We start from the raw sequence: 24995 nt of genomic DNA on the forward strand, positions 1-24995 counted from the left end.
GAAAGAACATGACAACAACAATTCCAGCAGGACAGAATAATAAAATGCGGTACATTTACCAGTTGATTGCTGGAAGAACCATTTCAGATATAGGCAGTTATTTAGATATGATTGCGCTAAATCTGTATGTGTACCTATTAACGGGCAGTGCTGTTTACATGGGATTATTTATGGCTGTTCGTTTATTGGGAAGCTTTTTAGCAGGTTTTTATTCTGGTATGCTAGCAGATAAATTTAACCGTAAAAAGCTAATGATTATTAGTGACGTTGCAAGGTTTTGTCTTCTCTTTTCTCTATTTATTACACCACAGGAATATCATTTTTATATGCTGTATTTTGTGATCTTTGGTATGGGAATGTTTAGCTCGATGTTTAACGTATCCATGCAATCCAGTATTCCTATGCTTGTGTCACCAGAAAATAGAGTAAGAGCCAATGCTTTATTACAGTCGTGGCAAGCCATTGCCATGGTTGTCGGGATGCTATCAAGTGGGATTCTCATTAATCTGTTAAGCTATCAAAATATTTTCTTGCTTGACTCCCTGACTTATTTGCTTTCGGCTGTGAACCTAATTAGCCTCCCCATTAAAACGAATGAAACACGAACCCAATCAGATCAAAAGGCTTCATTTTTTTCAGAGTTTTCGTTTATTTATCGGTATTTACGTGTAATTCCTGTTTTATTATCTTTAATGACGATTCGATTATTTGATACGTTTGGTTCCGCAGCGCATAATGTAGGAATACCGATTTATTCGTCTATGATTAAGCCGGAAAATCCCTCTATGATTATGGGCTTTATATGGGGAATCTGGGCAATTGGGAATCTTGTCGGTTCTCGTTTTATGAGTAAGCATTCTAAAAATGCTAAGGAAGTATTTACTGAAAAAGCATTTGGCATCTCGACGATTTTAATGTCGTTCTTCTTTATTTTACTGTTTGCATTCTCTACAACGTATCTCCTGCTTATCTGTGCTTTCCTAGCGGGAGTATCTGATGGTATATCGGCCATTTGCTATAACTCACGCCTACAGCAGGTATCAGATGATAAGCGCGGTCGTGTTTTTGGAGTATCCTCCACATTGCAAACAATTGGATTTGCGTTTGGAATGCTAATTTGTTCCCCTTTATTTGAAATCATGCTGCCGATATGGGTAGTAGGTATCCTACATGGTGTACCTATGGTCATGGCGCTGATATTCACGATCTATTTCTATCGGAAATGGAAAGCACCAACTGAACTCACTTCATAAGAAAAGAAGAGATCAGCTTGGCACCGCCAAATGTAGCGGTGCCTTTTGTATCGAGGCGTCAGGTTATACACTCCGACACCTTGCTTTTAACCTTTACCTAGTTTTGCGTTATCGTTTACAATCAAAAAATTTTTTTCGGTAAAAAAAGCATACCATTCTAGCAGGAAACAGGTACAATGAGAGCTAAGACTTATACATAACAGGCGAGTTTTGCCAAGACAAAGGAGGATATTACATGCTACAAAATCTTAAACCCGTATGGGACTTAGATAGCATCTTTCCTGGAGGAAGCGACTCAAAGGAATTTGCTACATTCTTGGATAAATTAAAGGAACAAACGTCTTCTTTAACGGCTGATTTAAAAGCGTTAGAAGCTCCTACATCGCTAGAGCAGCTAAAAAAATTAGAAGCGATTGTAGCACGTTTTGAACAAGTACGCTCTGATTGGATGCAGGCAAGCTCATTCGTCTCCTGCCTTGAGGCACAGAATGTACATGATGGAAAAGCTCATTTCCTACGTGATCGTGTAACACAATTAGGAGCGGCAAATCAAGAAACAGGAACATTGTTTGATCAGTACATTTTAGAAGTGCCTGAGGAGCTTTGGAAGCAATTCCTAGCGTTAGATAGTATGAAACCAATTGCTTTTATTCTAGATGAGCGCCGTCAATTAGGGGCAGCTAAGCTTCCTACTGAGCAAGAGATTTTGGCAGGAAACTTAGCAGTAGATGGGTATCATGCATGGTCGCAGTTATATGACGTGATCGTTGGACGCATGCATATCCCAAGTGAGAAAGATGGGAAAATTGAGAATTTATCAGTTGGGCAAGCCTTTAACCTGCTATCTGATACTGATCCTACAGTTCGCAAGCAGATGTTTGCCAATTGGAAACAAGCTTGGTCTGAAAATGAAGACCTATGCGCAAAAGCATTGAATCATTTAAGCGGTTTCCGTTTAGCCTTATATAAAGAGCGTAAATGGGATGACTTTTTGAAAGAGCCGGTCGAGATTTGCCGTATGAGTGAGAAGACGCTGAATGTCATGTGGGAGGTTGTAGAGAAGAATCGTGAGCGCCTCGTTCCTTATTTAAAACGGAAAAAGGAATTACTTGGCATCGATTCTCTGTCTTTCTACGATTGGACGGCACCATTGCCTAGCAGTACCAGCAAAATGAGCTATGATGAAGCAGCCCAATTCATTACAGAGCAGTTTGAGAAATTTAGTCCAAAAATGGCTGAATTCGCAACAATGGCTTTTGAAAAACATTGGATTGAAGCTGAGGATCGTCCTGGTAAGCGACCTGGTGGCTTCTGCACCGATTTACAGTCCAGCAAAGAAACGCGTATTTTCATGACGTTTGACGGTAGTATGTCTAGCACCTCTACACTAGCTCATGAATTGGGACATTCCTATCACACGTATGTAATGAAGGATTTGCCTGAGCTGGCGAAGGATTATGCCATGAACGTTGCCGAAACAGCTTCCACCTTTGCAGAATTAATCGTGAAGGATGCTGCCTTAAAAAATGCCAAATCTGATGCAGAACGTATTTCCATGATCGATGATAAGCTTGGTGATGCCGTTTCCTTCTTTATGGATATCTTTACTCGCTTTACATTTGAGAAGAAATTCTACGAACAACGCAAGAATGGAATGCTAAGTGCGGAAGAAATGAATCAACTAATGGAAGAAGCGCAGAAGTTCGCATTTGCGGGAGCTTTAGACGAATACTTCCCTAACTTCTGGTCCGCTAAGCTTCACTTCTATATTAGTGATGTTCCGTTCTATAACTTCCCATACACATTCGGATACATGTTAAGTGCTGGTTTGTTTGCGCAGGCACAAAAAGAAGGGGCTTCCTTTGAGGAAAAGTATATTGACTTCTTAAAAGACACAGGTCGCATGACAGTAGAAGATCTGGCGAAGGCTCATCTACATGTAGATTTGACACAACCAGATTTCTGGCAAAGTGCTGTAGATGCTGCTTTGGCAAACATTGATGAATTTATGACGCTTACAGAGAAAAAAGCGTAAAAATTCTATCTAACGTAACAAGCAGGAAGAAAAGGGAAAAGCTCTCATATAAGAGGGCTTTTTCCTGCATCTAAAGCAATCATCTAATCTACTAATTTAGAAGCGAGGGACTACATATGGCTAAAACACTTGAGGAAGTTTTACAGCATCCCGTATTTCATTATTTTGCAGAAATATCAAAAATTCCAAGGGGATCAGGCAATGAACAAGCAATCAGTACCTATCTATTAGATTTTGCGGCACAGCATGGATTAGATGCTACACGGGATGAGGAATTAAATGTAGTGATTCGCAAGCCAGCTTCCGCAGGTTATGAGGCATTGCCCACCATTATTTTACAAGGGCATATGGATATGGTTTGTGAAAAAAATCAAGGAACCGTACATAATTTTCTAACAGATCCCATTCAGCTACGGGTAGTGGACAATATGCTATATGCTACGGAGACCACATTAGGTGCAGATAACGGTATAGCCGTAGCTTACATGCTTGCTCTGCTAGCTGATACGACTCTCATGCATCCTGCCCTGGAAGCACTTATAACCACCGAGGAGGAGTCATCAATGGGTGGGGCTATGCATTTTGATTTTAATCAATTAAAGGGCTCCATTCTGCTTAATATTGATTCGGAAGAAGAAGGACGTTTGCTGGTAAGCTGTGCAGGTGGTGTCACGGCGAGACAACGACTTGAAATAGAATGGGCTGACGCCGATGACCAAAGTACCGCATTTCGATTGTCTGTACATGGATTACAAGGAGGACATTCAGGGGCTGAGATTCATAAGGGACGCGGCAATGCTAATAAACTGCTAGGTCGTGTGCTGCATGGTCTTCAGCAAGTGATTCCTTATCAGCTCCAGCATGTGCAAGGTGGAATGAAAACCAATGCGATTCCCCGAGAGGCAGAGGCCATTTTGTATATAAAAAAGGAAGAAATAGAAAAAGCAAAGCAGCTAGTGAGCGATTTCCAAGAACGATTTGTTACAGAATTACGGGCAAGTGATCCTGAGGTTTGTGTCAAACTCACAGAAGTACAAGGGAAAGAAAAGCGTGTATTTTCTACCCGGACATTTGAACATGTACTTGCCTCTCTGATGCTCACACTAAATGGAGCTCAAAGCATTAGCCAAGAAATCGAAGGACTCGTAGAAAGCTCCACGAATTTAGGTGTTATACGAACAGATGACACTTACATTTATTTGGAAAATGAGGTAAGAAGCTCTGTGGCTAGCTTAAAGGGAGCTATTGTGAAACAGCTGGAAATGCTCGCCTCCTTAACAGGCTCTGAGCTTATCACTGATTCCGATTACCCAGAGTGGGCATACCGCCCGGATTCTGTGATTCGGGAGATTTGTGAGCAGGTATATGAAAAGATGAATGGTCAAAAACCAGAAATTACGGCGGTTCATGCTGGCTTAGAATGCGGTGTATTTGCAGAGAAAAATCCCAACCTAGATATGATCTCTTTTGGGCCAAATATTTATGGAGCACATACCCCACAAGAGCATGTTGAAATTGATTCAGTGACTCGCATTTGGGAATATCTAGTAGCGATTCTGGCTGCAATGAAAGAGGACGAGCGTTTCGCTGCATAGCAAGCGTGTTATGATGGAGGAAAAGATTTACGGAGGATAAAGATGGACAAGGCAGACACGGACAAATGGATGGGGCGTATTTTAGAACAGATCGTCCACTATTCGCATGAGCATCTACTTATTACCGATGGAGAAGGTGTAGTTCGGCTAGTTGGGCCTACGTGCGAAGCTATTTATGGTAAAAAGCAACAGGAATTACTTGGACGAAATGTAAGGGAATTGGAGGAAGCTAAAATTTTTTCTCCGTCCGCTACTCGTTTGGTTCTGGAATCAGGGGAAGCCCAGACAATGATGCAGGAGACGATTTATAAGCAAAAGCTGATGGTGTCTGCCTTTCCCATTTGGAAAACGCCTGATGAATTGGAAGGTGTAGTTAGTTTTTCACATGATTTGACTGAAATTCTTGAATTAAAACGCCGCTATGAGAATCTAACACAGCAATTGAAGCAATTCGAAAATGAGATTGAGGAACTGCGTGAGAAAAATAGTGGTTCCGATCAAGTTGTAGCAGTTAGCCCAGCTATGAAAGAAATTTATCGTTTAGTAGAAAAAGTAGCGGGGGTAGATTCAACGGTTCTTATTTTAGGGGAATCAGGCGTGGGGAAAAACGTTATCGCCCGGGAAATACATCAGCGAAGCCGTCGTTCACACGGAGAATTGGTGGAAATTAATTGCGGGTCAATACCCGATGGACTATTAGAGTCTGAGCTATTTGGTTATGAGGCAGGTTCTTTTACGGGAGCTGCTAAAGCCGGGAAGATGGGGATAATCGAACGGGCTAATCAGGGAACCCTATTCCTAGATGAATTGGGAGAGCTACCCTTGTCCTTACAAGCCAAGCTGTTAAAAGTCATTCAGGAAAAGCGGCTACAGCGTATCGGAAGCACTACCTATCGAGAGGTGGATTTTCGCCTAATTGCGGCTACGAATCGAGATTTGGAGGAAATGGTCAGGAATGGGACGTTCCGCCAAGACCTGTACTTTCGCTTACATGTGATTCCGCTACGAATACCACCTTTACGTGAGCGAAAGGAAGATATCGCTGCCCATTTGAAATGGACCTTACGTTCTTTAAATGATCGGTACGGACTACAAAAGCGACTTTCCTCTCAAGCGACACAAGTACTCCTAAAATATGATTGGCCGGGTAATGTTCGAGAGCTTGAGAATGTTTTAGAAAGAATGGTGGTCATTGCTGACGAGGATACGCTAACAGCCGAACATCTACCAGCTGAAATCAGTTCGTTACGTCTTCCTGCAATTCTCTCAGGTGAACATTCCTTACCTCCAACTGTTCCCCTGAAAGAAGCTGTGGAGAGATTAGAGAAAAGTATGCTAGAACAGGCAGCTAACATTTGCCAGACAACGGTAGAAATGGCACAGATGTTAGGAATCAGTCAGCCTTCTGTAGTGAGGAAGGTAAAAAAGTATCAGATAAAACGATTCAAAAATGAATAATTATTTATAAATGAATAAAAATCTGATTTCTAAATAGAGTGTTTTGTATGGTCATGTTATTTTCTCCGCTTCAATACTTTGGCACGATAATTGCTAGTGATAAAATAGTAGAAAATTGGCTGAGTAGCAAATATATAAAAGCGTAGCCAAAATATGAAGGGGGAGTATAACATGGCAACTACTAGATGCGTATCCATAAACACCAGCATTCCAGGACCAAAATCAATGGAGCTGATTGAGAAGCGAAAGACCTATGTACCCAAAGGTGTAGGTAATAATTCACCTATTTTTGTAGAAAAGGCAGATGGGGCACTGGTTCATGATGTAGATGGTAACGTGTTGCTTGATTTTGCAGGCGCAATTGGAACATTGAATGTAGGGCACCGCCCGGAGGAAGTCGTTGAAGCCATCAAAGCCCAGTTAGATAAATACATTCATACATGCTTTCATGTAGCGATGTATGAGCCCTATCTTACTCTTGCTGAAAAATTGGCAGAAATCACTCCAGGCTCTTTTGAGAAAAAAACAATTTTATTGAACAGTGGGGCAGAGGCAGTTGAGAATGCCGTAAAAATTGCTCGTAAATATACAGGCAGATCAGGTATCGTTTCATTTACACGCGGATTTCATGGGCGAACATTGCTTGGCATGTCTCTTACCAGTAAAGTGAAGCCATACAAATTCCAAATGGGGCCGTTCGCACCAGCTACCTATAAAGCGATGTTTCCCTATCCCCTACATCGTCCAGTTGGTATGACAGAAGAGGAGTATGCTGAGTTCTGTGTTGGACAATTTGAGGATTTCCTGTACACAGAAGTAGCCCCGGAAGAATTGGCTGCAGTAATTATGGAGCCGGTACAAGGCGAAGGTGGCTTTATAGTTCCACATCAAAGATTCGTGCAAGGCATATATAACATCTGCCGCAAGCATAACATTTTATTTATTGCCGATGAGGTACAAACAGGCTTTGGGCGCACCGGTGAGATGTTTGCCTCCACGCATTTTGGTATTGAGCCGGATTTGATTACTATGTCTAAGTCTCTTGCCGCTGGTTTACCCATCAGTGCGGTTCTCGGACGTGCGGAAATTATGGACGCACCTGCGCCTGGAGAAATTGGCGGAACCTATGGAGGAAGTCCGCTTGGATGCGCAGCCGCCCTAGCTGTTATTGAGAAGATAGAAAAAGAAAATCTAGTAGAACGAGCTCGCCAGATTGGTGAACAAATCATGGAGAATTTTACTGCCTTACAACAAGAGGTGCCGATTATCGCAGAAGTTCGCGGGTTAGGGGCAATGTGTGCCATTGAACTTATTCATCCTTCGACCAAGCAGCCGATGAAAGAATTTACGGCTATTTATACAAAAGCCTTATGTGAACAAGGTGTCATTGTGCTATCAGCAGGTGTACATGGGAATGTGCTACGCTTTTTGACACCACTTGTTATTACTGATGAGCAATTGCAAGAAGGTCTAAGCATAATGAACCGTCTTTTAGTCAGCATGTATCAATCAACAGTAGCGACGGAGGTAAAATAACATGAAGAAGCATTTATATATCAACGGTACTTGGAAGGAAGCAAAGGAATACCAAGCACTTACATCACCATTTTCGAAAGAAGTCATTGCACAGATTGGTCAGGCTGATCGAGATGATGTAGAGGAAGCGATTGAGGCGGCAAAGCAGGCAACTGCGATTATGGCGAAAATGCCTGCCCACCAAAGAGCTACCATTCTGGAAAAAGCAGCGGCGATTATGGAAAATCGCAAGGAAGAATTAGCTCGACTCCTAGCATTAGAAGCGGCTAAACCATTGAAGACTGGTCGAGCAGAACTAGCCCGTACCATTCAAACCTATAAATTTGCTGCGTCAGAAGCCCGGAGTATTCACGGTGAAACCGTTCCGTTAGATGCCGCTCCTGGCGGAGAAGGCCGACTTGCTTTTACTGTACGCAAGCCAATCGGGGTTGTAGGGGCAATTACTCCATTTAATTTCCCATATAATCTCGTAGCACATAAAGTAGGCCCAGCTATTGCTGCCGGTAATACAGTCGTTTTAAAACCTGCCGGGCAAACTCCACTCGCCTCCTTGGTATTGGCTGAGATTTTTGAAGAAGCAGGTTTACCAGCAGGGGCACTTAATGTGTTGCCAGGGAAAGGAAGCGTAGTTGGAGAGGCACTTGTTACAGACCCGCGTATTGCGGCTATTACCTTTACTGGCAGCCCAGAGGTTGGAATCTCTCTAAAGGGAAAAGCGGGATTAAAACGCGTTACTTTAGAATTAGGCTCCAATGCGGCACTAATTATCAATGATGATGTAGAGCTGACCCAAGAGCTGATTGATCGTTGTACATTTGGTGCATTCACATTTGCAGGACAGGTTTGTATTTCTGTACAACGGATATTTGTACATGAGAGCAAATTTGCAGATTTTGTGGAAAAGATGAAGCTAGCCGCAGAGAAGATGGTAGTGGGAGATCCGCTTGACGAGGCAACGGATCTGTCCTCCTTAATAGCTCCAAAAGAGATTGATCGAATGGAGGAATGGGTTAGTCAGGCTCAGGGCTTAGGTGCTAACGTGGTGACAGGTGGGAAAAGACTGGCTGAGCGTTTGTATGCACCAACGATCCTAACCGATGTGCCTACTCATGCAAAGGTATCTTGCCAAGAAGTGTTTGGACCACTAGTAATGATAACCCCATTTTCAACATTAGATGAAGCAATTGCAATGGTTAATGATTCTCGTTATGGCCTACAGGCAGGTATTTATACAAATAATATTCATGCAGCGATGAAAGCGGCCGAAGAGCTTGAGGTCGGTGGCGTTATGATTAATGATTTTCCAACATTCCGTGTAGATAACATGCCGTATGGTGGTGTTAAGGAAAGTGGTTTTGGTCGTGAGGGCATTAAATATGCTGTTGAAGAAATGACTGAATTAAAGCTAATCAGTATCAAGTTATAATTAGGATAAAATTGGAAGGGGTCAGAAAGCAGGGAATAAATATCCCTATGAAGAAATAATTACATTTGTTCAAAAATAAGAAAAGATGGTATTATGAATGCAAGGATCTTTGTCCATATTGTTTTTTTCATAGACAAAGTTCACTTACTACCCAATCCAAATCTTTACCCTGTTCGAGCAGTTTGCTTGGATAGGGTATTTTTTTATTCGTTTTTAGGTGGGGCTTTGGGGGATTACATGCTATAGTCGAAATGACACGGGAGGTGGTTGGGTGGTAACAGATAGAGATGCCAAAAATAGTATTACATTACGCGGACATCATTTATTGTGTGTACATGGGTTTAGGGGAATGGGTTATAGCCCGGCCTTTGCGGTCAAAATGAAGGAGATTGTTGAAAGAATTAGGGATCATCAAGACGACTTCCCTATTCGAGTGGTTCATGCTTTAGATGATACCTGTCAATATTGTCCGAATAAAGGAGAAGGGATTTGTGTAGCTGACCCAACCTCAGAAGAGCATGTGCAAGCAATGGATTTGGCTGCTCTTGAACAACTGGGTCTGATATCTGGACATATATACCGCAAGTCTGAATTGATTGAGCGGACAAAAAACAGGGTGGAGCCTGCCGACTTAGATCGGATTTGTGCAGGCTGCTCTTGGTTATCTTACGGGGTTTGCAAAAAAGGAATTGCGTTGCTAAAGGAAAACAAATACATGGAGATAGATGCCATTTGATGGTGTAGAGCAGGGAGTAGATCACTTTATCGCAGCAGTAGCTAGATTTTTACAAATCTTTTAGTCTTAGTCCATCGAACATTTTTTAGTCAGGATATGTGTTGGAAAGGTATGGAAAAGGAGAGAGCAGGGCATAAAGAAAGAAAAAAGCAGGTAAAGAAAGGAGATGTCTTACTTGTCAACAACACCAGCTCCTGATAAAAGACCATATTATTTATCCATTCACCCTCATTCTGTAAAGGGAGATATTATCGACAATCCTACAGATACGTCTTTTGATTATGAAGTATTAGCTACACCAGGCGAGATTAGACAGCTTCAGGAGTTATTTGAAATGGCCTACGACGAAGACCTAGGCGGCGAACCTGAGGAATATGATGAGGCTCTTGATCAGATTTATCAGCTTATTTACCACTTAGGTAGCTCAGACACTCGTAGGAGATTAGAGAGTATTGGCATACATGGTGAAGATCGCAGTGGAAGTACAAATATGTAAAAAAGTAGAGTTTTCCCTTCTGTAGGCATTGCTAATTATCCTCGGACGATGTATATATATATGATACATTGACAGACGAGAGGGGAAACAGTATGACAGACTACTCAGGGCTACGCTCATTGGCTAAATTAGTGGAGCGTTTTGAGTCCAACATGGAACAAGTAACACTTACCATCATGACCGCAGATGACCGAGAGCAAATTGTTACTTTGTTACTTGCCGGATTGCACGAATTAAATCCAGATATGCAAATAAAAATAGAAAATAGTACAGGGGAATACGCCAGTCATGTTGCCCAGCTTATCGTGGGAGACAACAAGTATGTGTTCTCCAAGGATTATAGAGAAACCTTTATAAGTGAGATGAATGTATACGCGTGCCGTATAACAGCAGAGACTCATGGGTTATTGGTGTACCATCATGATTACCCTGGCGTTATTCACGATGTTTCACGTATTTTGGCGCAGCATGAAATTAACATTTCAAAATTGAACGTCTCTCGTGAACAAAAGGGAAAGCTGGCGTTACTGGTTTCACTAACGGATGAGGAGATACCAGCCGAAGCAATTGAACAGATTGAAACGTTGTCTAATGTTACGAAAGCGATTTCATTGCAGTAACTTCAAGGCAAAACAAAAAAGCATGAAAAATGGAGAAAAAGGAAACTAGAGCGGAAAACATGGGTTTTCCGCTCTTTGATAGCGCTTGCAAAACATGATATGATTATTTTGTGATCAATGAAAAAAATCACAAAGGAAAGAGTCACCAGAGTCAAAAGAGTTACATTTGTATGAACAATTTGTGAATTCTTATCGCTCTTTTCCTAAAACAGCCGGAAATTGTTTACAATAGATGTATCTGTTTTTAAAATTAGCTTTTGTCAGTCTAGCCTCAATTTATTGTTTATTTACAATTGCGGCAAAACGACGCTACATATGAATGAGAAGGGGGCTATAATGGAACAGATAACGCAGTTTGTAAAAATTTTCATTTAGTAAGAAGAAAGATTTGTTATCATGATTTGTTCTTTTTACCAAATTTACATAATAACTATTGCCTCTAGTGGTAAATATACGGAGCACATTCTAGATAACAAACATGATTGCATTAGTAGACTTAGTGTGATTACTATTAGTAAGTCTATTAAAGGTAAAAAGGAGAGAAAGTGAGGCTAGATCGCAATGATGAGACGATTGCAGCAAGTCGGGCGCCTGCTTCCTATGTTAGTAATGGTAGCGCTTTTACTAACTGGATGTGGCGACCCTTATCTGTCTGCACTGCAGCCTAAAGGGACTGTAGCAGGCATGCAATATGACTTGATTAAGCTTAGTGTTACCATCATGTTAGGCGTCTTCACTGTGGTTGTCGTTATCTTTACCTATGTATTGATCCGATACCGTAAACGTAAGGGCGATAACAGTATTCCAGAACAAATCGAAGGAAACCACAAGTTAGAAATTATTTGGACGGTTATCCCTTTCATTCTTTTGATTGTTCTTGCGATTCCGATGGTTTCGACAACATTTACATTGGCAAAGGATTATTCAAACGACAAGGATGCTCTTCAAGTCAAGGTAACAGGACACCAATTCTGGTGGGAGTTTGAATATCCAGATTTAAAAATTAACACTGCTCAGGAATTATACATCCCTGTCAACAAAAAAGCGTACCTTTCTTTAGAGGCTTCTGATGTAATTCACTCTTTCTGGGTACCAGCACTAGGCGGTAAAAAAGATACAAACCCAGGTATGACCAACCATATGTGGCTAGAAAGTCCAGTTGAAGGAACCTTCCAAGGACGATGTGCCGAGCTCTGTGGTCCGTCTCATGCTTTGATGGATTTCAAAGTAAAGGTTGTATCACAAGAAGAGTTTGATAAATGGGTAGTACAAATGACAAAAGGTGAAAATGCACCTGCTGAAAATAAAGCTGTTGCAACGCAAGGGGAAGAAGTCTTTAAACAAAGCTGTATTTCCTGCCATGCTGTTGATGGCAATGGTGGTAAAATTGGTCCAGACTTAACTAATTTTGGTAATCGCCAAACTGTAGCAGGTGTGTTGCCTAACGACAAGCAACACGTTGCTGAATGGTTGAAGGACCCAGAATCAGTGAAGCCTGGTAACTTGATGCCTAACCTGAAGTTAAATGATGATCAGGTGGATGCTCTTGTTGAATACCTGTCCAGCTTGAAACGTCAATAATAGCTGAATTTTGAATCTAAAAGAGGGGGCAAAACCGTGGCTCAACATGTTCGTCCAAGAAATACGGGCTTGTGGGATTGGATCACAACCGTGGACCATAAAAAAATCGGCGTTCTGTACCTATTAGCCGGTGGATTCTTTTTCTTGCTTGGTGGACTTGAAGCATTGCTGATGCGTATTCAGCTCATGTATCCAAATAGTAAAATGTTCATTGGCTCCACGTTTAATGAATTGCTAACGATGCATGGTACCACTATGATCTTCCTAGCTGCCATGCCATTGATTTTTGCTGTCATGAACGCAATCGTACCGCTACAAATCGGTGCGCGTGACGTAGCATTTCCATTTGTAAACTCACTAGGCTTCTGGCTGTTCTTCTTTGGTGGGTTGTTGCTTAACGTAAGTTGGTTCATGGGCGGTGCACCTGATGTAGGTTGGACGGCGTATGTGCCATTATCTTCAAACACATACAGTCAGACCGCTGGGGTAAGCTTCTATGTACTAGGTTTGCAGATAGCTGGTTTGGGAACATTAATCGGGGGGATTAACTTCCTGGTTACAATCATTAACATGCGCGCACCAGGGATGACCTTTATGCGTATGCCGATGTTTACTTGGACAGCATTTATTACTTCTGCATTAATCTTGTTCGCGTTCCCTGCGATCACTGTAGGTTTAGTTCTATTGATGTTTGACCGAATTTTCGGAGCACAGTTCTTTGAAGTAGCTGGCGGCGGTAACGTACTGTTATGGCAGCACTTGTTCTGGATCTTTGGTCACCCAGAGGTTTACATCCTAATACTTCCAGCATTTGGTATGATCTCTGATGTTATCAGTACCTTTGCGAAAAAACGTCTGTTTGGATATTCCGCTATGGTTTTTGCGACCATGGTTATCGGTTTCTTAGGCTTCATGGTATGGGTTCACCATATGTTTACAGTAGGTTTGGGTCCGGTAGCTAACTCGCTCTTCTCGATTGCGACGATGCTGATTGCCGTTCCTACCGGTATTAAAATCTTTAACTGGCTATTCACTCTGTGGGGCGGTCAAATTCGCTTTACCACAGCCAATCTGTTCGCTACAGGCTTTATACCGACATTTACCATCGGCGGTATGACCGGGGTTATGCTTTCTGTAGCACCAGCAGACTATCAATATCAGGACTCTTACTTTGTAGTAGCTCACTTCCACTATGTTCTTGTTGGTGGTATGGTGCTTGGGCTGTTTGCAGCCTTCTACTACTGGTGGCCAAAAATGTTTGGTAAATTACTAAATGAAGCAATTGGTAAATGGAACTTCTGGCTATTCTTTATTGGTTTCCATTTAACATTCTTCCCTCAGCATTTCCTTGGATTGATGGGTATGCCGCGTCGTGTATACACCTTCTTACCAGGTCAACAGCTGGAATTAGGAAACTTGATTTCCACTGTAGGTGCCATCATTATGACTGTCGGTACCGTGTTGTTTATTGTTAACGTGATTTACACGAATGCAAAAGGTAAAAAGGCTGTGGCAGATCCATGGGATGGTCGTACGCTTGAGTGGTCAATTCCTTCTCCAGCACCTGAGTATAACTTTGCTCAAACACCTCGCGTGCGTGGTCTTGATGCTTTCTGGGTTGAGAAAATGGCAGGCAACAAAGCAATGACTCCGGCTGAACCGCTTGGCCCGATTCATATGCCGTCTCCATCTGTTTTACCATTCCTGATGTCTGTAGGGATGTTTATTGCAGGATTTGGTTTTATCTATCACAAATATGTGCTGGTCTTCGTAGGATTGGGGCTGTTTTTCCTTTGCATGTTTGCCCGTTCCATTAAGGATGACCATGGTTTCCATATCGAAGTAGACGAGATTAAGGAAACAGAAAAAGGGGGTAGGCTGTAATGCAACACACGGATCATGGTGTTCTACCTGCTGAGCCTGAAAAGGCAACCCTTGAAGGCAGAAATAAAATACTAGGCTTCTGGCTTTTCCTAGGTGGAGAAATGGTATTGTTCGGTTCTCTATTTGCCACGTATTTGGCTCTTAGAGATCAATATGTATCAGGACCAGCTCCGCATGAAATCTTTAAAGTTGAACTGGTTGCTATGGCGACAATTTTACTTTTGACCAGTTCTTTAACAAGTGTATTTGCCATCATCGGAATGCACCGTCATAACTTCAAAATGATGATGTTCTGGTTTGCTGTAACCGTTGTACTAGGATTTGCGTTCTTAGGGCTAGAAATTTATGAGTTCTATCACTATTACCATGAAGGTCATACAATGACTAGTAGTGCATATGGTTCCGCTTTCTACACGTTAGTCGGATTCCATGGAGCGCATGTATTGTTCGGGGTTACATGGATAGCAACCCTGATGGTTTCTGCTATGAAAAAGGGTCTGACAGTGGTTACTGCACCGAAGTTCTATATTGCAAGCTTGTACTGGCACTTCGTTGACGTAGTGTGGGTATTCATTTTCACAGTCGTGTACCTAATGGGTATCATGTCTGGACAAGGAGGAGCATAAGATGAATCAACACAATCATTCATCTCAACCTTCAAAACATTCCCATGCCCATAACACTAGCATGAAGCCACATATCGTTTCATTTATTTTGTCCATTGTATTAACAGCATTAGCGTTTGCGGCGGTTATCTACATGCCAGATAAAAAAGGTTTCGTTTATCCTTATATTATCCTGTTAGGTACCGTGCAGGCATTAGTGCAATTATACGTGTGGATGCACTTAAAGGATAAAGGCCATCTATTTCCAGTGGTGGCAATTTTCACTGGGGCGTTTATCATGGTAACATGCGTTGTCATGGCGCTGTATTGGGTATAAAGGTAAGGGAGAAGGTCCAACTTTGATTCTACAAAGGTGAAGACTTAGCCCCGATCCTGTTAAAAGCGGGCTACTTGAGTAGCTCGCTTTTTTCGTAAAGAATAGCTTGTTCTGCTAGTAACCAGACTGAGTAATTGGTTTGTTTTAGTGCTTTTGTAGAAATTATGGCAAACAAGTGAACAGGGAGAATGCATTTCCATTCTAACCTACTAAAAAGCAAGTTGGTTGCTAGCTTGTCCGAGATCGGTTCAGTATAATATACATGTATGTTTCCACTTATCAGAAAATAGAAACCTTCCGCATGAGAGGGGGATATGGATGGGTACCCATGAACAGCATTTACTTTTGCATGGTTATCAACCGAAGTTTGCGGAGTTATGGAATCCTGAATTTTTAGCTTTTGTTGTCTTGCTTGGTGTGGCATATTTTATGTTAATTGGCCCATGGCGTAAACGGTTTAGTAATGCAGAGCCTGTTTCAGTAGGAAAGCAGATTACGTTTATGATCGCTCTTCTTACCTTATATGTAGCGATGGGAAGTCCGCTCTATTTTTACGGGCATGTGTCGTTTACCTTGCATATGACCCAGCAATCATTGTTAGTAATGATTTTCCCACCACTTTTTGTGCTGGGCCTGCCAGTGTGGTTTATAAGAGCAGTTCTACAACCGGTTTTTGTAAGAAGATGGTTTGATCGTCTAACAAAACCGTTGATATCTTTATTTATGTTTAATTTATTTTTCTCTGTTTATCATATTCCGCTTGTACTTGATTTCGTGATGCAGTACCATGGAGTTCATATTGCTTATAAGCTCCTGTTATTATTTACAGCCTTCATGATATGGTGGCATATTATCTGTCCAGTTCCAGAGTTACAACGGATTAAAAACGTCAAGCTAATGGGGTATATCTTTGCAGCAGGTGTGCTTATGACACCAGCCTGTGCGTTAATCATATTTGCTTCCCAATTGGTCTATGAATCTTATAGCTATGGACCGCAATTGTTTGCCATCCTACCGATACTCGATGATCAGCAATTGGGTGGTGTTGTGATGAAGATGGTACAGGAAACAGCATATGGAGTTGGGCTATGGCATGTGTTTTCTAAATGGTACCGTGAGGAAAATCCGACAACGGGTATTGATGAAATCGATCCGCTTGAATCCTTTGAACCCATGGAACAGCGAAAAGAACTCACTATCGTTCCCACTAGTGGGCGAGTATAAATTTTAAAAAAGAATAAGAGGAAGTGATCGAGTGCTAACGTTGTTGCCTGCACTTAGTACAAGTTTTATTGCCATCAGTGCAATCCTTGTAGCAATCGGTTGGGTTCAAGTAGCCAAACGAAAATTTGAGGCCCATAAAAAAACAATGATTGTTGCATCCGTGTTTGCCCTAGCATTTTTCATTATTTATATGTCTCGAACGATTTTCGTGGGAAATATGAATTTCGGCGGACCGGATGAATTGCGCTTATACTACCAAATCTTTTTGATATTCCATATCACCTTGGCTACAACAGCAGCCGTTTTTGGATTGGTAACGTTATATTTAGGTTTTACCAAGCAATTTGCTAAGCATCGCAAGTGGGGGCCAGTTACTTCTATTATCTGGTTCGGTACAGCGATTACCGGTATAGCTGTCTACTTTTTGTTGTTTATCATTTATCCAGGTGGAGAGACATCAAGCTTATTCCGAACCATTTTGGGCTTCTAAGTAAAGAATAACATACGCATTCAAAAAGCAAGCAACAAGCCTCCAGATTTACTTTCAAGTATACGTGGAGGCTTGTTGCTTATATTGTTCCACTACTCATAATAGGGAACCAGATTATTTGTACATGGACGAGTTGTCTCTCTTGGTAATGACTAAGGACTAACGTGTACGAGCAAATGGATTTACTGGTGGAATGTAGTTAATTTCTTCATCAAAGGTAACATAATTTAGGTTTAGCATCAGAAGCAAATAACGCATACCGGTTTGCGGATCACTAAGGATGATATGATCTCGACCAGCAGTTTCGATGACTCCGCGGAAAATTTTTGCATTCCATTCGCTGTTATTTTCATAGGTCATATAGAAGGTACCGACTTTTCCTCGATTGAGACGTAAAATATTTTCTACGTATGATTCTTCGACTACTGGAAGGGGACCACCGGGTATAAAGCTCCCATTTGCATTAGGAGGCACGAGTTGCTGGGGCTGTTGCTGGATTTGTAGGTTAGGGCTTACCTGTGTAGGACCCATTTGTGCGGATGGTGTCTGCTGTTGTGGAGTAGGGTAACATGGATACATATAGCATTGTGGATAATAAGAAGTGGGCTCGAATTCTTGCTGAGCATAAGTATTATAATACATCTGGTTTTTCTCTCCTCTTTAATAAACTCTAGGGCAATCCTGAACGGTTGGTGCAAAGAAACAATGTGCCTTAAATCGTCCTGTGTTTCTCTGGTTGAACCAAGTGGGAGGGCAGCTACCTACCGGGCGAAAGAACCAAAGTCCGTTGCTTGCAGGATGTGTCCTTTCTCCATTAATTACGCGTTTGGCCAAACGTTTCTCTGATTCTCTAGCCATTTGATAGAAATACGGTTTTTGAACAGATTCATATCCGCCGGGACTTTGATATACCATTTGAGGGATGGTTCGTATGTTTTTAAAATCTAAGCAGTTGGCAAGGACACGGTTAACAGAAACATTTCCAACCATTAACATTCCAAGAGGTCCTTCTCCTTCAGCTTCTGCTCGAAGCAGCCTAGCTAGCATGTTAAGATCACTGGTGTTGTACTTAATAACAGCCATTCATTCACCTCCCCTTTATCTCTCCTCTTTCAATATATAAGTGTTTTCTTCGATAGGTGATTGTACAGTATAAAAAAACGAGTTTTTTTGAATTTTTAAGAAAAATCTATAAATAGAACAAAATGAATATTGTGTGGTAGGATACTTATGTGAAGGAAACAGTTATCAATCAAGGGGGGGGCAATATGAGCAATCTTTTGAGAAAAAAATCAGTTACTGACTTATTGCAACAAGGTCAAAACAAATCATTAAACAAAACACTAACATCCTTTGATCTTTCTTTACTAGGCATTGGGGCAGTGCTAGGAACTGGTGTTATGGTACTTACAGGTATTGTAGCAGCTAGAGATGCTGGTCCTGCTGTTATTCTTTCGTTTATGATTGCTGCACTTGTTTGTGGTTTTGCTGCCTTTTGCTACTCAGAATTTGCTTCGACCATCCCGGTTTCTGGAAGCGCTTACACCTATACGTATGCAACACTAGGTGAATTTGTAGCGCATCTGATGGGATGGACATTATTATCTGTTTATTTTCTTACCACTTCAGCAGTTGCTGTTGGATGGTCTGCTTATTTTAATAATCTGCTGACTGGTTTTGGCTGGGGTTTGCCTGAACAGTTGGTCAGTACGCCGATGAGTGGCGGAATTATTAATCTACCGGCTGTTATCATTGTCTTACTAATCACTTTTGTATTATCTCGTGGAACAAAAGAAAGTAAGAAGTTTAACAACTTCATGGTATTAGTAAAGCTACTGGTGATCTTACTGTTTATCGCTGTAGGTGTATTTTATGTTAAGCCAGAAAATTGGAACCCATTCTTGCCGTATGGCGTTGAAGGAGTTTTTGCTGGAGCAGCAGCGGTATTCTTTGCGTTCCTAGGCTTTGATGCAGTATCAACCTCTGCAGAGGAATGTAAAAACCCGCAAAAGGCTTTGCCAGTAGGAATTATCTCATCACTTGTTGTTTGTACGATCCTTTATGTTATTGTGTGTCTTATCATGACAGGCATCACTTCTTATAAGAACTTAGATGTACCTGAAGCAATGGCGTATGTCCTGGAGCTTGTAGGTCAGGATACGGTAGCGGGAATCGTTGCTGTAGGAGCCGTTATTGGTATTATGGCTGTTATTTTTGCTTATGTATTTGCTGGCACTCGTGTAATCTTTGCGATGAGTCGCGATGGGCTACTTCCAAAACGCTTCTCTAGTGTTAATAAAACAGATACACCTGTATTTTCTACATGGTTAACAGGATTACTCAGTGGTGGAATTGCAGGATTTGTAGAAATTAAGGAACTATCTAATTTAGCAAATATCGGTGCGTTACTCACGTTTGCTATGGTTGCATTATCCGTTATCGTACTTCGTAAAACGCATCCAAATTTGGAGCGTGGCTTTAAGGTTCCATTAGTTCCGTTCATTCCTATCTTAACAATGGTATTCTGTGCGTTCCTCATGATTAATCTTCCAGGAGCAACCTGGATGTATTTTGCAATCTGGGTGGCCATCGGAACGGTTGTCTATTTTGTCTACTCTAAGAAACATAGTTTGCTAGAGAGCGTGGGTTCTTCGGACGGATCTAAGAAAAAAAGGTAATTTGATAGGTAAAAATCATATTTTCATGTAAAGATAAGAACAAGTCACCAGTAGGGGATAGCTGGTGACTTGTTCTTTTTATATACTTCAAAACTATCAAATAACTTAGGAGAATGTGAATTTATAGATTTTTTGTAAGCGCTTTCATTTTCGGTTCGTACATGATACAATCAATGCGTGGATAAAGCTTCTACTTTTGAATTAATCATCAGAACTGTTTGAAAGTATTTATGTTTAACTTACTGAGGAGGTCGAAACATGCGCATCGGTATTCCAAAGGAAATTAAAAACAATGAAAATCGAGTAGCTATGACACCAGCAGGAGCAATGAATTTGGTGAAGAATGGACATGAAATCTTCATCGAAACATCCGCAGGGTTTGGCTCTGGATTTACTGATGAACAGTTTGTAGCAGCTGGGGCTAAAATCGTCCAGACTGCACAAGAAGCTTGGGGAATGGACATGGTTATGAAAGTTAAGGAACCATTGCCTTCCGAATATCAATATTTCCGTGAAGGACTTATTCTGTTCACATACTTACATTTAGCTCCAGAACCAGAATTAACGAAAGCGTTAGTTGATAATAAAGTTATAGGGATCGCTTATGAAACCGTTCAACTGAGCAATGGCTCACTTCCGTTGTTAACTCCTATGTCAGAGGTTGCAGGGCGCATGTCTACCCAAATCGGCGCTCAGTTCCTAGAAAAACAGGAAGGCGGTAAAGGTATTCTCCTCGGCGGTGTGCCAGGGGTCCAACGTGGCAAAGTAACCATTGTTGGCGGAGGAGTAGCCGGTACTAATGCGGCGAAAATGGCAGTAGGTTTAGGTGCTGATGTTACCATTATCGACCTAAATCCTGATCGCTTGCGTCAAATAGAAGATATTTTTGGACATAGCGTAAAAACCCTGATGTCCAATCCATTTAATATTGCACATGCCGTACAGGAATCTGATCTAGTGATTGGGGCTGTTCTTATTCCAGGAGCAAAAGCACCAAAATTGGTTTCAGAGGAAATGGTTAAATCCATGCAACCAGGCTCGGTTCTAGTAGATATTGCGATTGACCAAGGCGGTATTTTTGAAACAACCGATCGTATCACTACTCATGATAACCCAACGTATGAAAAACATGGTGTAGTGCATTATGCGGTGGCTAATATGCCTGGCGCTGTTCCACGCACATCTACGTTTGCTTTGACAAACGTGACGGTTCCATATGCGGTGCAAATCGCCAATAAAGGCTATCAAAAGGCATGCTTAGAAAACCCTGCATTACTAAAAGGTATAAATACATTGAATGGACATGTAACATATCAGGCTGTTGCACAAGCATTGGGCTATGAGTCTGTAGATGCGAAGGAATTGCTAGAGCAGCAAAGCTAAAAATCATAGAGTTGATATAAAAAGGGCTATCGTACATCGTAGAAGATGGATAGCCCTTTTTGGTGTGATTCTTATCGTTTGAGAGTTTCGTATTTTACAATCATCGCTGAACAAAAAGTCATCTCGACCAAAGGACTCTACTTTGAATGTAGGAGCCTCAAGGGCCAGGATAGCGATTCAAACATTTACTTTTTAGCAGCACGTCGCTTTCTTATTTGCATAAAGATCAGCCAGCCTACGGCAAGTAGAACAGCTACAATTAAAAGAGAAACATCCATATACTCATCAATTAACAATTTTGCTTGCTTTCCATATAAATGGAAGATTAAACCGATTAGAAAAAATTTAAAACCCCGACCAATAACAGCATAAACCATTAGTTTTTTGAAGGAGAAGCCGAGTACACCAGATAGGATGGTAAATACCTTAAAAGGAATAGGTGTAAATGAGCCAATGATAATGGCAGCATCACCGTTTTTAGTCATTTGTTCTGTAGCGAGACTGATCCATTTTTCTGGAACGATTTTGTCCATCAGCGGTTTACCAAACAGTTTACCGAGAATAAAGCCGCATGGTGCCCCCAGTAAAGAGCCGATGAAAGCAAAGAGAGCATATTCAATAGCAAGTGAAGGCTCCAATAGACTCATTGCAATCTGTAAAAAGAATGGGGGAAACGGCAAGATGATTGAATCTAGAAAGGAGAGTGTAAATAATCCCCACGCTCCGTATTGCTGAAAGATTTCATTGATTTGGTCAAGCATCATAGTCTCCTTTATGTATAAAGTCGATTTTTCTTGTAGTCAAGGATCGAACAAAATTCGTACTTATTTAGATGTATGGTCGTCCAGTCTGGGATATGACAAGTTCGACCAATATTATAGCATGCTACAAGGTTATACGCACACTTGGGCAAAAAGGATTCAGTTTTTTCTCAATCTACACAGATAGTTGACGTTCTCAAACTTCTCTACTACTATTAAGATAAAAATTTTGAGAATTCCGAGGGATTGCATATGAAAGATATTGGTTCTGGAGTCATAATTTTCTATTCGCCAGATGGAAAGCGTCAAGAGCTTAAAGGAGAAATTGTAGTACGAGGGGATCGTGTCTCCGTAACGGAAATCATTCGCTTCAATGGTCAGCCGAATGGTGCACGTGAAATTAATTTACCTCTAGCAAACTGTGTCATTTATTGGGAACCGGAAGTTTACGAAGAGATTGGCTACGAATAGCACTATACTTCTAGCGTAGGCAGGAATTTAATTTTATGATAGGATGAAAGGTGGAATATGCACAGGATAGGAGGAATTCCTCTTGATTGATCATATATTGGACAAAGCTCTTCGTGGCGAGCGACTTCAATTAGAGGATGGTTTAGCCCTTTTTGCTTCTGATGAAATTGAGAAAATAGGTCATGCAGCGAATCAGATCATGCAAAAGTGGCATCCTGAACCGATCACGACCTTTGTCATCGGACGGAATATCAACTATTCCAATGTCTGTGATACCTATTGCCGTTTTTGCGCCTTTTATCGCCCGCCTGGCTCGAAGGAAGGCTATGTTCTTCCAAAAGAAACAATTTTCGAAAAGATTCAAGAAACAGTTGATGTTGGCGGAACAGAAATATTAATGCAGGGTGGTACGAATCCTGATTTAAAACTATCCTATTTTACGGATTTGCTACGCGAGATTAAACAGCGCTTCCCTACCATTACGATGCACTCTTTATCTACAGCCGAGGTAGCTAAAATGGCTGAGGTCTCCAATGTATCAGTTGAAGAGGCCCTAAGACAGCTAAAAGAAGCTGGTTTAGATTCTTTGCCAGGAGCAGGCGGAGAAATTCTGGACAATCGGACACGTAAAAAGATTTCGCGTTTAAAAGGAACCTGGGAGCAGTGGGTGGATATCCAAAAAGCAGCCCACCGAGCAGGTCTGCCTGGAACGGCTACGATGGTTATCGGTTTTGGTGAAGAAATGGAAGAACGAGTGTTATCTTTGCTGCGCATTCGTGATGCTCAGGATGAGACAAATGGATTTAAGGCTTTTATTGTCTGGACCTTCCAGCCTGATAATACCAACATGAAAGCTACGAAAAACACTCCAGAAGAGTATCTAAAAACATTGGCGATCAGCCGTTTGATGCTGGATAACATACCTAACTTTCAATCCTCCTGGGTAACAATGGGACCTGAGATCGGTAAACTGTCCTTGTCTTATGGAGCTAATGATTTTGGCTCGACTATGATGGAAGAGAATGTTGTATCAGCAGCGAAATGTGCTTACAAGGTAAATACAAACAAAATCCTAGAGTTAATCCGTGAAGCGGGAAAAATTCCTGCTCAACGCAATACCGCCTATGAAACTCTACGCGTGTTTCAAGAGAGCGAATGGGCAGAGACGGATTTTGTTATGCAAAATTAATGAGTGTAGAGAACCGAATGAAAGCTGGCTTATTGATAGGTAATCGTCAGCTGAATTGATACAAAATGATAGAAAAAACTCGTCTTTTTATAGGACGGGTTTTTTTGTATATGAAGTTTGTATGACGTTTTTAAAGCGTTTTCATGCTGGGAATATTCATATTTTTCATTCATTTATTTCGTAGATTAGAATAAACAAAATCGTTCTCCAGATTGTCAAAAAAAGACCTGTTTTTTAGCCTAATTTAACATAAAAATGGAAATAAAAGGTCTTGATTATTTAGTTAGGAATGTTAGAATGATGGCGTAATGATATTTGTGTAATTTTTCACATGCGTGTGGAGAAAAAGGGAGGAGAAAGAAAATGAAAAAACTTTCACTGATGATGGCAAGTGTATTAGCAGTTTCTATGCTAGCAGGATGCGGTGCTGCTACACAACCTGCTCCTGACAAGAAAACAGAAACAGCCGCCCCGGCTAATGCAACGGATAAAAAAATGGCGGATGGCGTGTATTACGCTCAACAAAAAAATGCTGATGCGGATTGGAACTATGCGGTTGTACTGGATGTAAAGGATGGAAAAATTACCAATGTGAACTGGACTGGGATCAGTAAAGATGCGGGACCAGATAAAAAAACAGTATCTAAAGATGGCAAATATGGCATGAAGGAAAAAGCAAAAGCTCAAGCTGAGTGGCATGAACAAGCCGAAAAAGTAGAAAAATTCTTGATAGAAAAACAAGATCCAGCAGCAATTACAGTGGATAACGAGGGAAAAACTGATGCCGTTTCAGGTGTATCGATTAAGATAAATGACTTTACTGCTTTGGTAACGGAAGCATTAGCGGCAGGTCCACAACAACCAGGTCCTTATAAAGACGGTGCATACCATGCGGAACAGCCAGAATTCGAAAAAGATTGGAAATATACAGCGGACTTTACTGTGCTAAATGGTAAAATTGTTGCTGCGAACTGGAATGCAATCAACGAAAAAGGTGAAGCAGACAAGAAAACCCAGTCTAAAGAAGGCAAGTATGGCATGAAGGAAAAAGCAAAAGCACAGGCTGAGTGGCATGAGCAAGCAGCAAAAGTAGAACAGGCTCTAATTGAAAAACAAGACCCAGCAGCAATTACAGTAAATAATGAAGGCAAAACAGATGCGGTTTCAGGTGTATCTATTAAAGTAAACGATTTCGTGAAATTAGCTGAAGAGGCTCTAAAAGACGCGAAAAAATAAG

General features: G+C 41.3%; 23 protein-coding genes. 20 read left to right on the forward strand and 3 right to left on the reverse strand.

What is annotated here, in order from left to right:
• The first annotated feature begins 8 nt into the window (after positions 1-8).
• The 15 genes from O0550_RS01640 (at position 9) to O0550_RS01710 (ending at position 17276) form a co-directional block, all read left to right on the forward strand.
• Positions 9-1253 (forward strand): MFS transporter, encoded by a 1245-nt coding sequence (locus O0550_RS01640; protein WP_096886566.1) that lies wholly within the window; start codon positions 9-11, stop codon positions 1251-1253.
• A gap of 235 nt (positions 1254-1488) precedes the next feature.
• Positions 1489-3288 carry a M3 family oligoendopeptidase gene (locus tag O0550_RS01645; protein ID WP_258425518.1) on the forward strand — a complete coding sequence of 600 codons (1800 nt, stop codon included), beginning with the start codon at positions 1489-1491 and terminating at the stop codon, positions 3286-3288.
• A 116-nt stretch (positions 3289-3404) separates the two neighbouring features.
• Positions 3405-4883: an aminoacyl-histidine dipeptidase gene (locus O0550_RS01650; RefSeq protein WP_258425519.1), complete on the forward strand. Its 1479-nt coding sequence runs from the start codon at positions 3405-3407 to the stop codon at positions 4881-4883.
• A 42-nt stretch (positions 4884-4925) separates the two neighbouring features.
• A complete protein-coding gene (locus O0550_RS01655; protein WP_258425520.1) occupies positions 4926-6341 on the forward strand; it encodes a sigma-54 interaction domain-containing protein in 1416 nt (471 codons plus the stop codon).
• 171 nt (positions 6342-6512) lie between these two features.
• The gene (gabT, locus tag O0550_RS01660) at positions 6513-7877 is read left to right on the forward strand and encodes a 4-aminobutyrate--2-oxoglutarate transaminase (protein ID WP_258425521.1); all 1365 of its coding nucleotides are present in this window, start codon (positions 6513-6515) and stop codon (positions 7875-7877) included.
• Position 7878: 1 nt separating this feature from the next.
• Entirely contained in the window at positions 7879-9303 is a 1425-nt protein-coding gene (locus tag O0550_RS01665) for an aldehyde dehydrogenase family protein (protein WP_163246566.1), read from the forward strand.
• A 271-nt stretch (positions 9304-9574) separates the two neighbouring features.
• The gene (locus O0550_RS01670; protein ID WP_258425522.1) at positions 9575-10039 is read left to right on the forward strand and encodes a DUF1284 domain-containing protein; all 465 of its coding nucleotides are present in this window, start codon (positions 9575-9577) and stop codon (positions 10037-10039) included.
• 166 nt (positions 10040-10205) lie between these two features.
• Entirely contained in the window at positions 10206-10535 is a 330-nt protein-coding gene (locus O0550_RS01675) for a hypothetical protein (RefSeq protein WP_258418972.1), read from the forward strand.
• 92 nt (positions 10536-10627) lie between these two features.
• On the forward strand, positions 10628-11155 hold the full coding sequence (locus O0550_RS01680; protein ID WP_258425523.1) for an ACT domain-containing protein: 528 nt from the start codon (positions 10628-10630) through the stop codon (positions 11153-11155).
• A 561-nt stretch (positions 11156-11716) separates the two neighbouring features.
• Entirely contained in the window at positions 11717-12736 is a 1020-nt protein-coding gene (coxB, locus tag O0550_RS01685) for a cytochrome c oxidase subunit II (protein WP_003335081.1), read from the forward strand.
• 36 nt (positions 12737-12772) lie between these two features.
• Positions 12773-14620, forward strand: coding sequence for a cytochrome c oxidase subunit I (gene ctaD, locus O0550_RS01690; protein ID WP_003335080.1), 1848 nt, complete (start codon positions 12773-12775; stop codon positions 14618-14620).
• A complete protein-coding gene (locus O0550_RS01695; protein ID WP_003335079.1) occupies positions 14620-15246 on the forward strand; it encodes a cytochrome (ubi)quinol oxidase subunit III in 627 nt (208 codons plus the stop codon). Before ctaD ends, O0550_RS01695 begins: the two co-directional genes overlap by 1 nt.
• Before the next feature lies 1 nt (position 15247).
• Positions 15248-15562 carry a cytochrome C oxidase subunit IV family protein gene (locus O0550_RS01700; RefSeq protein WP_003338982.1) on the forward strand — a complete coding sequence of 105 codons (315 nt, stop codon included), beginning with the start codon at positions 15248-15250 and terminating at the stop codon, positions 15560-15562.
• A 318-nt stretch (positions 15563-15880) separates the two neighbouring features.
• On the forward strand, positions 15881-16786 hold the full coding sequence (locus tag O0550_RS01705) for a cytochrome c oxidase assembly protein (protein WP_003338981.1): 906 nt from the start codon (positions 15881-15883) through the stop codon (positions 16784-16786).
• Between the two features lie 31 nt (positions 16787-16817).
• Positions 16818-17276, forward strand: a complete 459-nt coding sequence (locus O0550_RS01710; RefSeq protein ID WP_003335075.1) for a DUF420 domain-containing protein — start codon at positions 16818-16820, stop codon at positions 17274-17276.
• A gap of 159 nt (positions 17277-17435) precedes the next feature.
• Here O0550_RS01710 and gerQ read toward each other — a convergent pair whose 3' ends face one another.
• Positions 17436-17918, reverse strand: a complete 483-nt coding sequence (gene gerQ / locus O0550_RS01715) for a spore coat protein GerQ (RefSeq protein ID WP_003335074.1) — start codon at positions 17916-17918, stop codon at positions 17436-17438.
• An 18-nt stretch (positions 17919-17936) separates the two neighbouring features.
• A complete protein-coding gene (locus O0550_RS01720; RefSeq protein WP_003335073.1) occupies positions 17937-18359 on the reverse strand; it encodes a cell wall hydrolase in 423 nt (140 codons plus the stop codon).
• Positions 18360-18544: 185 nt separating this feature from the next.
• Here O0550_RS01720 and O0550_RS01725 point away from each other — a divergent pair, with 185 nt between their 5' ends.
• Entirely contained in the window at positions 18545-19954 is a 1410-nt protein-coding gene (locus tag O0550_RS01725; RefSeq protein ID WP_258425524.1) for an amino acid permease, read from the forward strand.
• 258 nt (positions 19955-20212) lie between these two features.
• Positions 20213-21337, forward strand: a complete 1125-nt coding sequence (ald, locus tag O0550_RS01730) for an alanine dehydrogenase (RefSeq protein WP_003335070.1) — start codon at positions 20213-20215, stop codon at positions 21335-21337.
• Positions 21338-21522: 185 nt separating this feature from the next.
• On the opposite strand, the gene O0550_RS01735 is transcribed toward ald, so the two are convergent.
• Positions 21523-22098 carry a YqaA family protein gene (locus O0550_RS01735; protein WP_003335069.1) on the reverse strand — a complete coding sequence of 192 codons (576 nt, stop codon included), beginning with the start codon at positions 22096-22098 and terminating at the stop codon, positions 21523-21525.
• Positions 22099-22350: 252 nt separating this feature from the next.
• Between O0550_RS01735 and O0550_RS01740 the strand changes: the two genes are divergently transcribed.
• From O0550_RS01740 to O0550_RS01750, 3 genes are all read left to right on the forward strand, one after another.
• Positions 22351-22569: a hypothetical protein gene (locus O0550_RS01740; RefSeq protein ID WP_003335068.1), complete on the forward strand. Its 219-nt coding sequence runs from the start codon at positions 22351-22353 to the stop codon at positions 22567-22569.
• Positions 22570-22651: 82 nt separating this feature from the next.
• Entirely contained in the window at positions 22652-23758 is a 1107-nt protein-coding gene (gene mqnC / locus O0550_RS01745) for a cyclic dehypoxanthinyl futalosine synthase (protein ID WP_003338978.1), read from the forward strand.
• A 363-nt stretch (positions 23759-24121) separates the two neighbouring features.
• Positions 24122-24994 (forward strand): FMN-binding protein, encoded by an 873-nt coding sequence (locus O0550_RS01750; RefSeq protein ID WP_003335066.1) that lies wholly within the window; start codon positions 24122-24124, stop codon positions 24992-24994.
• Position 24995 lies beyond the last annotated feature (1 nt).

Origin of the sequence: Brevibacillus halotolerans (assembly GCF_026891775.1) — a bacterium.
GTDB lineage: Bacteria > Bacillota > Bacilli > Brevibacillales > Brevibacillaceae > Brevibacillus_B > Brevibacillus_B halotolerans.

Coding starts and splice junctions, on each gene's coding strand:
- O0550_RS01645 (WP_258425518.1), top strand. CDS start 1,489: ATGCTACAAAATCTTAAACCCGTATGGGACTTAGATAGCATCTTTCCT.
- coxB (WP_003335081.1), top strand. CDS start 11,717: ATGATGAGACGATTGCAGCAAGTCGGGCGCCTGCTTCCTATGTTAGTA.
- O0550_RS01705 (WP_003338981.1), top strand. CDS start 15,881: ATGGGTACCCATGAACAGCATTTACTTTTGCATGGTTATCAACCGAAG.
- O0550_RS01665 (WP_163246566.1), top strand. CDS start 7,879: ATGAAGAAGCATTTATATATCAACGGTACTTGGAAGGAAGCAAAGGAA.
- O0550_RS01740 (WP_003335068.1), top strand. CDS start 22,351: ATGAAAGATATTGGTTCTGGAGTCATAATTTTCTATTCGCCAGATGGA.
- O0550_RS01700 (WP_003338982.1), top strand. CDS start 15,248: ATGAATCAACACAATCATTCATCTCAACCTTCAAAACATTCCCATGCC.
- O0550_RS01735 (WP_003335069.1), bottom strand. CDS start 22,098: ATGCTTGACCAAATCAATGAAATCTTTCAGCAATACGGAGCGTGGGGA.
- O0550_RS01640 (WP_096886566.1), top strand. CDS start 9: ATGACAACAACAATTCCAGCAGGACAGAATAATAAAATGCGGTACATT.
- O0550_RS01725 (WP_258425524.1), top strand. CDS start 18,545: ATGAGCAATCTTTTGAGAAAAAAATCAGTTACTGACTTATTGCAACAA.
- O0550_RS01695 (WP_003335079.1), top strand. CDS start 14,620: ATGCAACACACGGATCATGGTGTTCTACCTGCTGAGCCTGAAAAGGCA.
- O0550_RS01655 (WP_258425520.1), top strand. CDS start 4,926: ATGGACAAGGCAGACACGGACAAATGGATGGGGCGTATTTTAGAACAG.
- ald (WP_003335070.1), top strand. CDS start 20,213: ATGCGCATCGGTATTCCAAAGGAAATTAAAAACAATGAAAATCGAGTA.
- gerQ (WP_003335074.1), bottom strand. CDS start 17,918: ATGTATTATAATACTTATGCTCAGCAAGAATTCGAGCCCACTTCTTAT.
- O0550_RS01750 (WP_003335066.1), top strand. CDS start 24,122: ATGAAAAAACTTTCACTGATGATGGCAAGTGTATTAGCAGTTTCTATG.
- O0550_RS01680 (WP_258425523.1), top strand. CDS start 10,628: ATGACAGACTACTCAGGGCTACGCTCATTGGCTAAATTAGTGGAGCGT.
- O0550_RS01675 (WP_258418972.1), top strand. CDS start 10,206: ATGTCTTACTTGTCAACAACACCAGCTCCTGATAAAAGACCATATTAT.
- O0550_RS01650 (WP_258425519.1), top strand. CDS start 3,405: ATGGCTAAAACACTTGAGGAAGTTTTACAGCATCCCGTATTTCATTAT.
- O0550_RS01720 (WP_003335073.1), bottom strand. CDS start 18,359: ATGGCTGTTATTAAGTACAACACCAGTGATCTTAACATGCTAGCTAGG.
- gabT (WP_258425521.1), top strand. CDS start 6,513: ATGGCAACTACTAGATGCGTATCCATAAACACCAGCATTCCAGGACCA.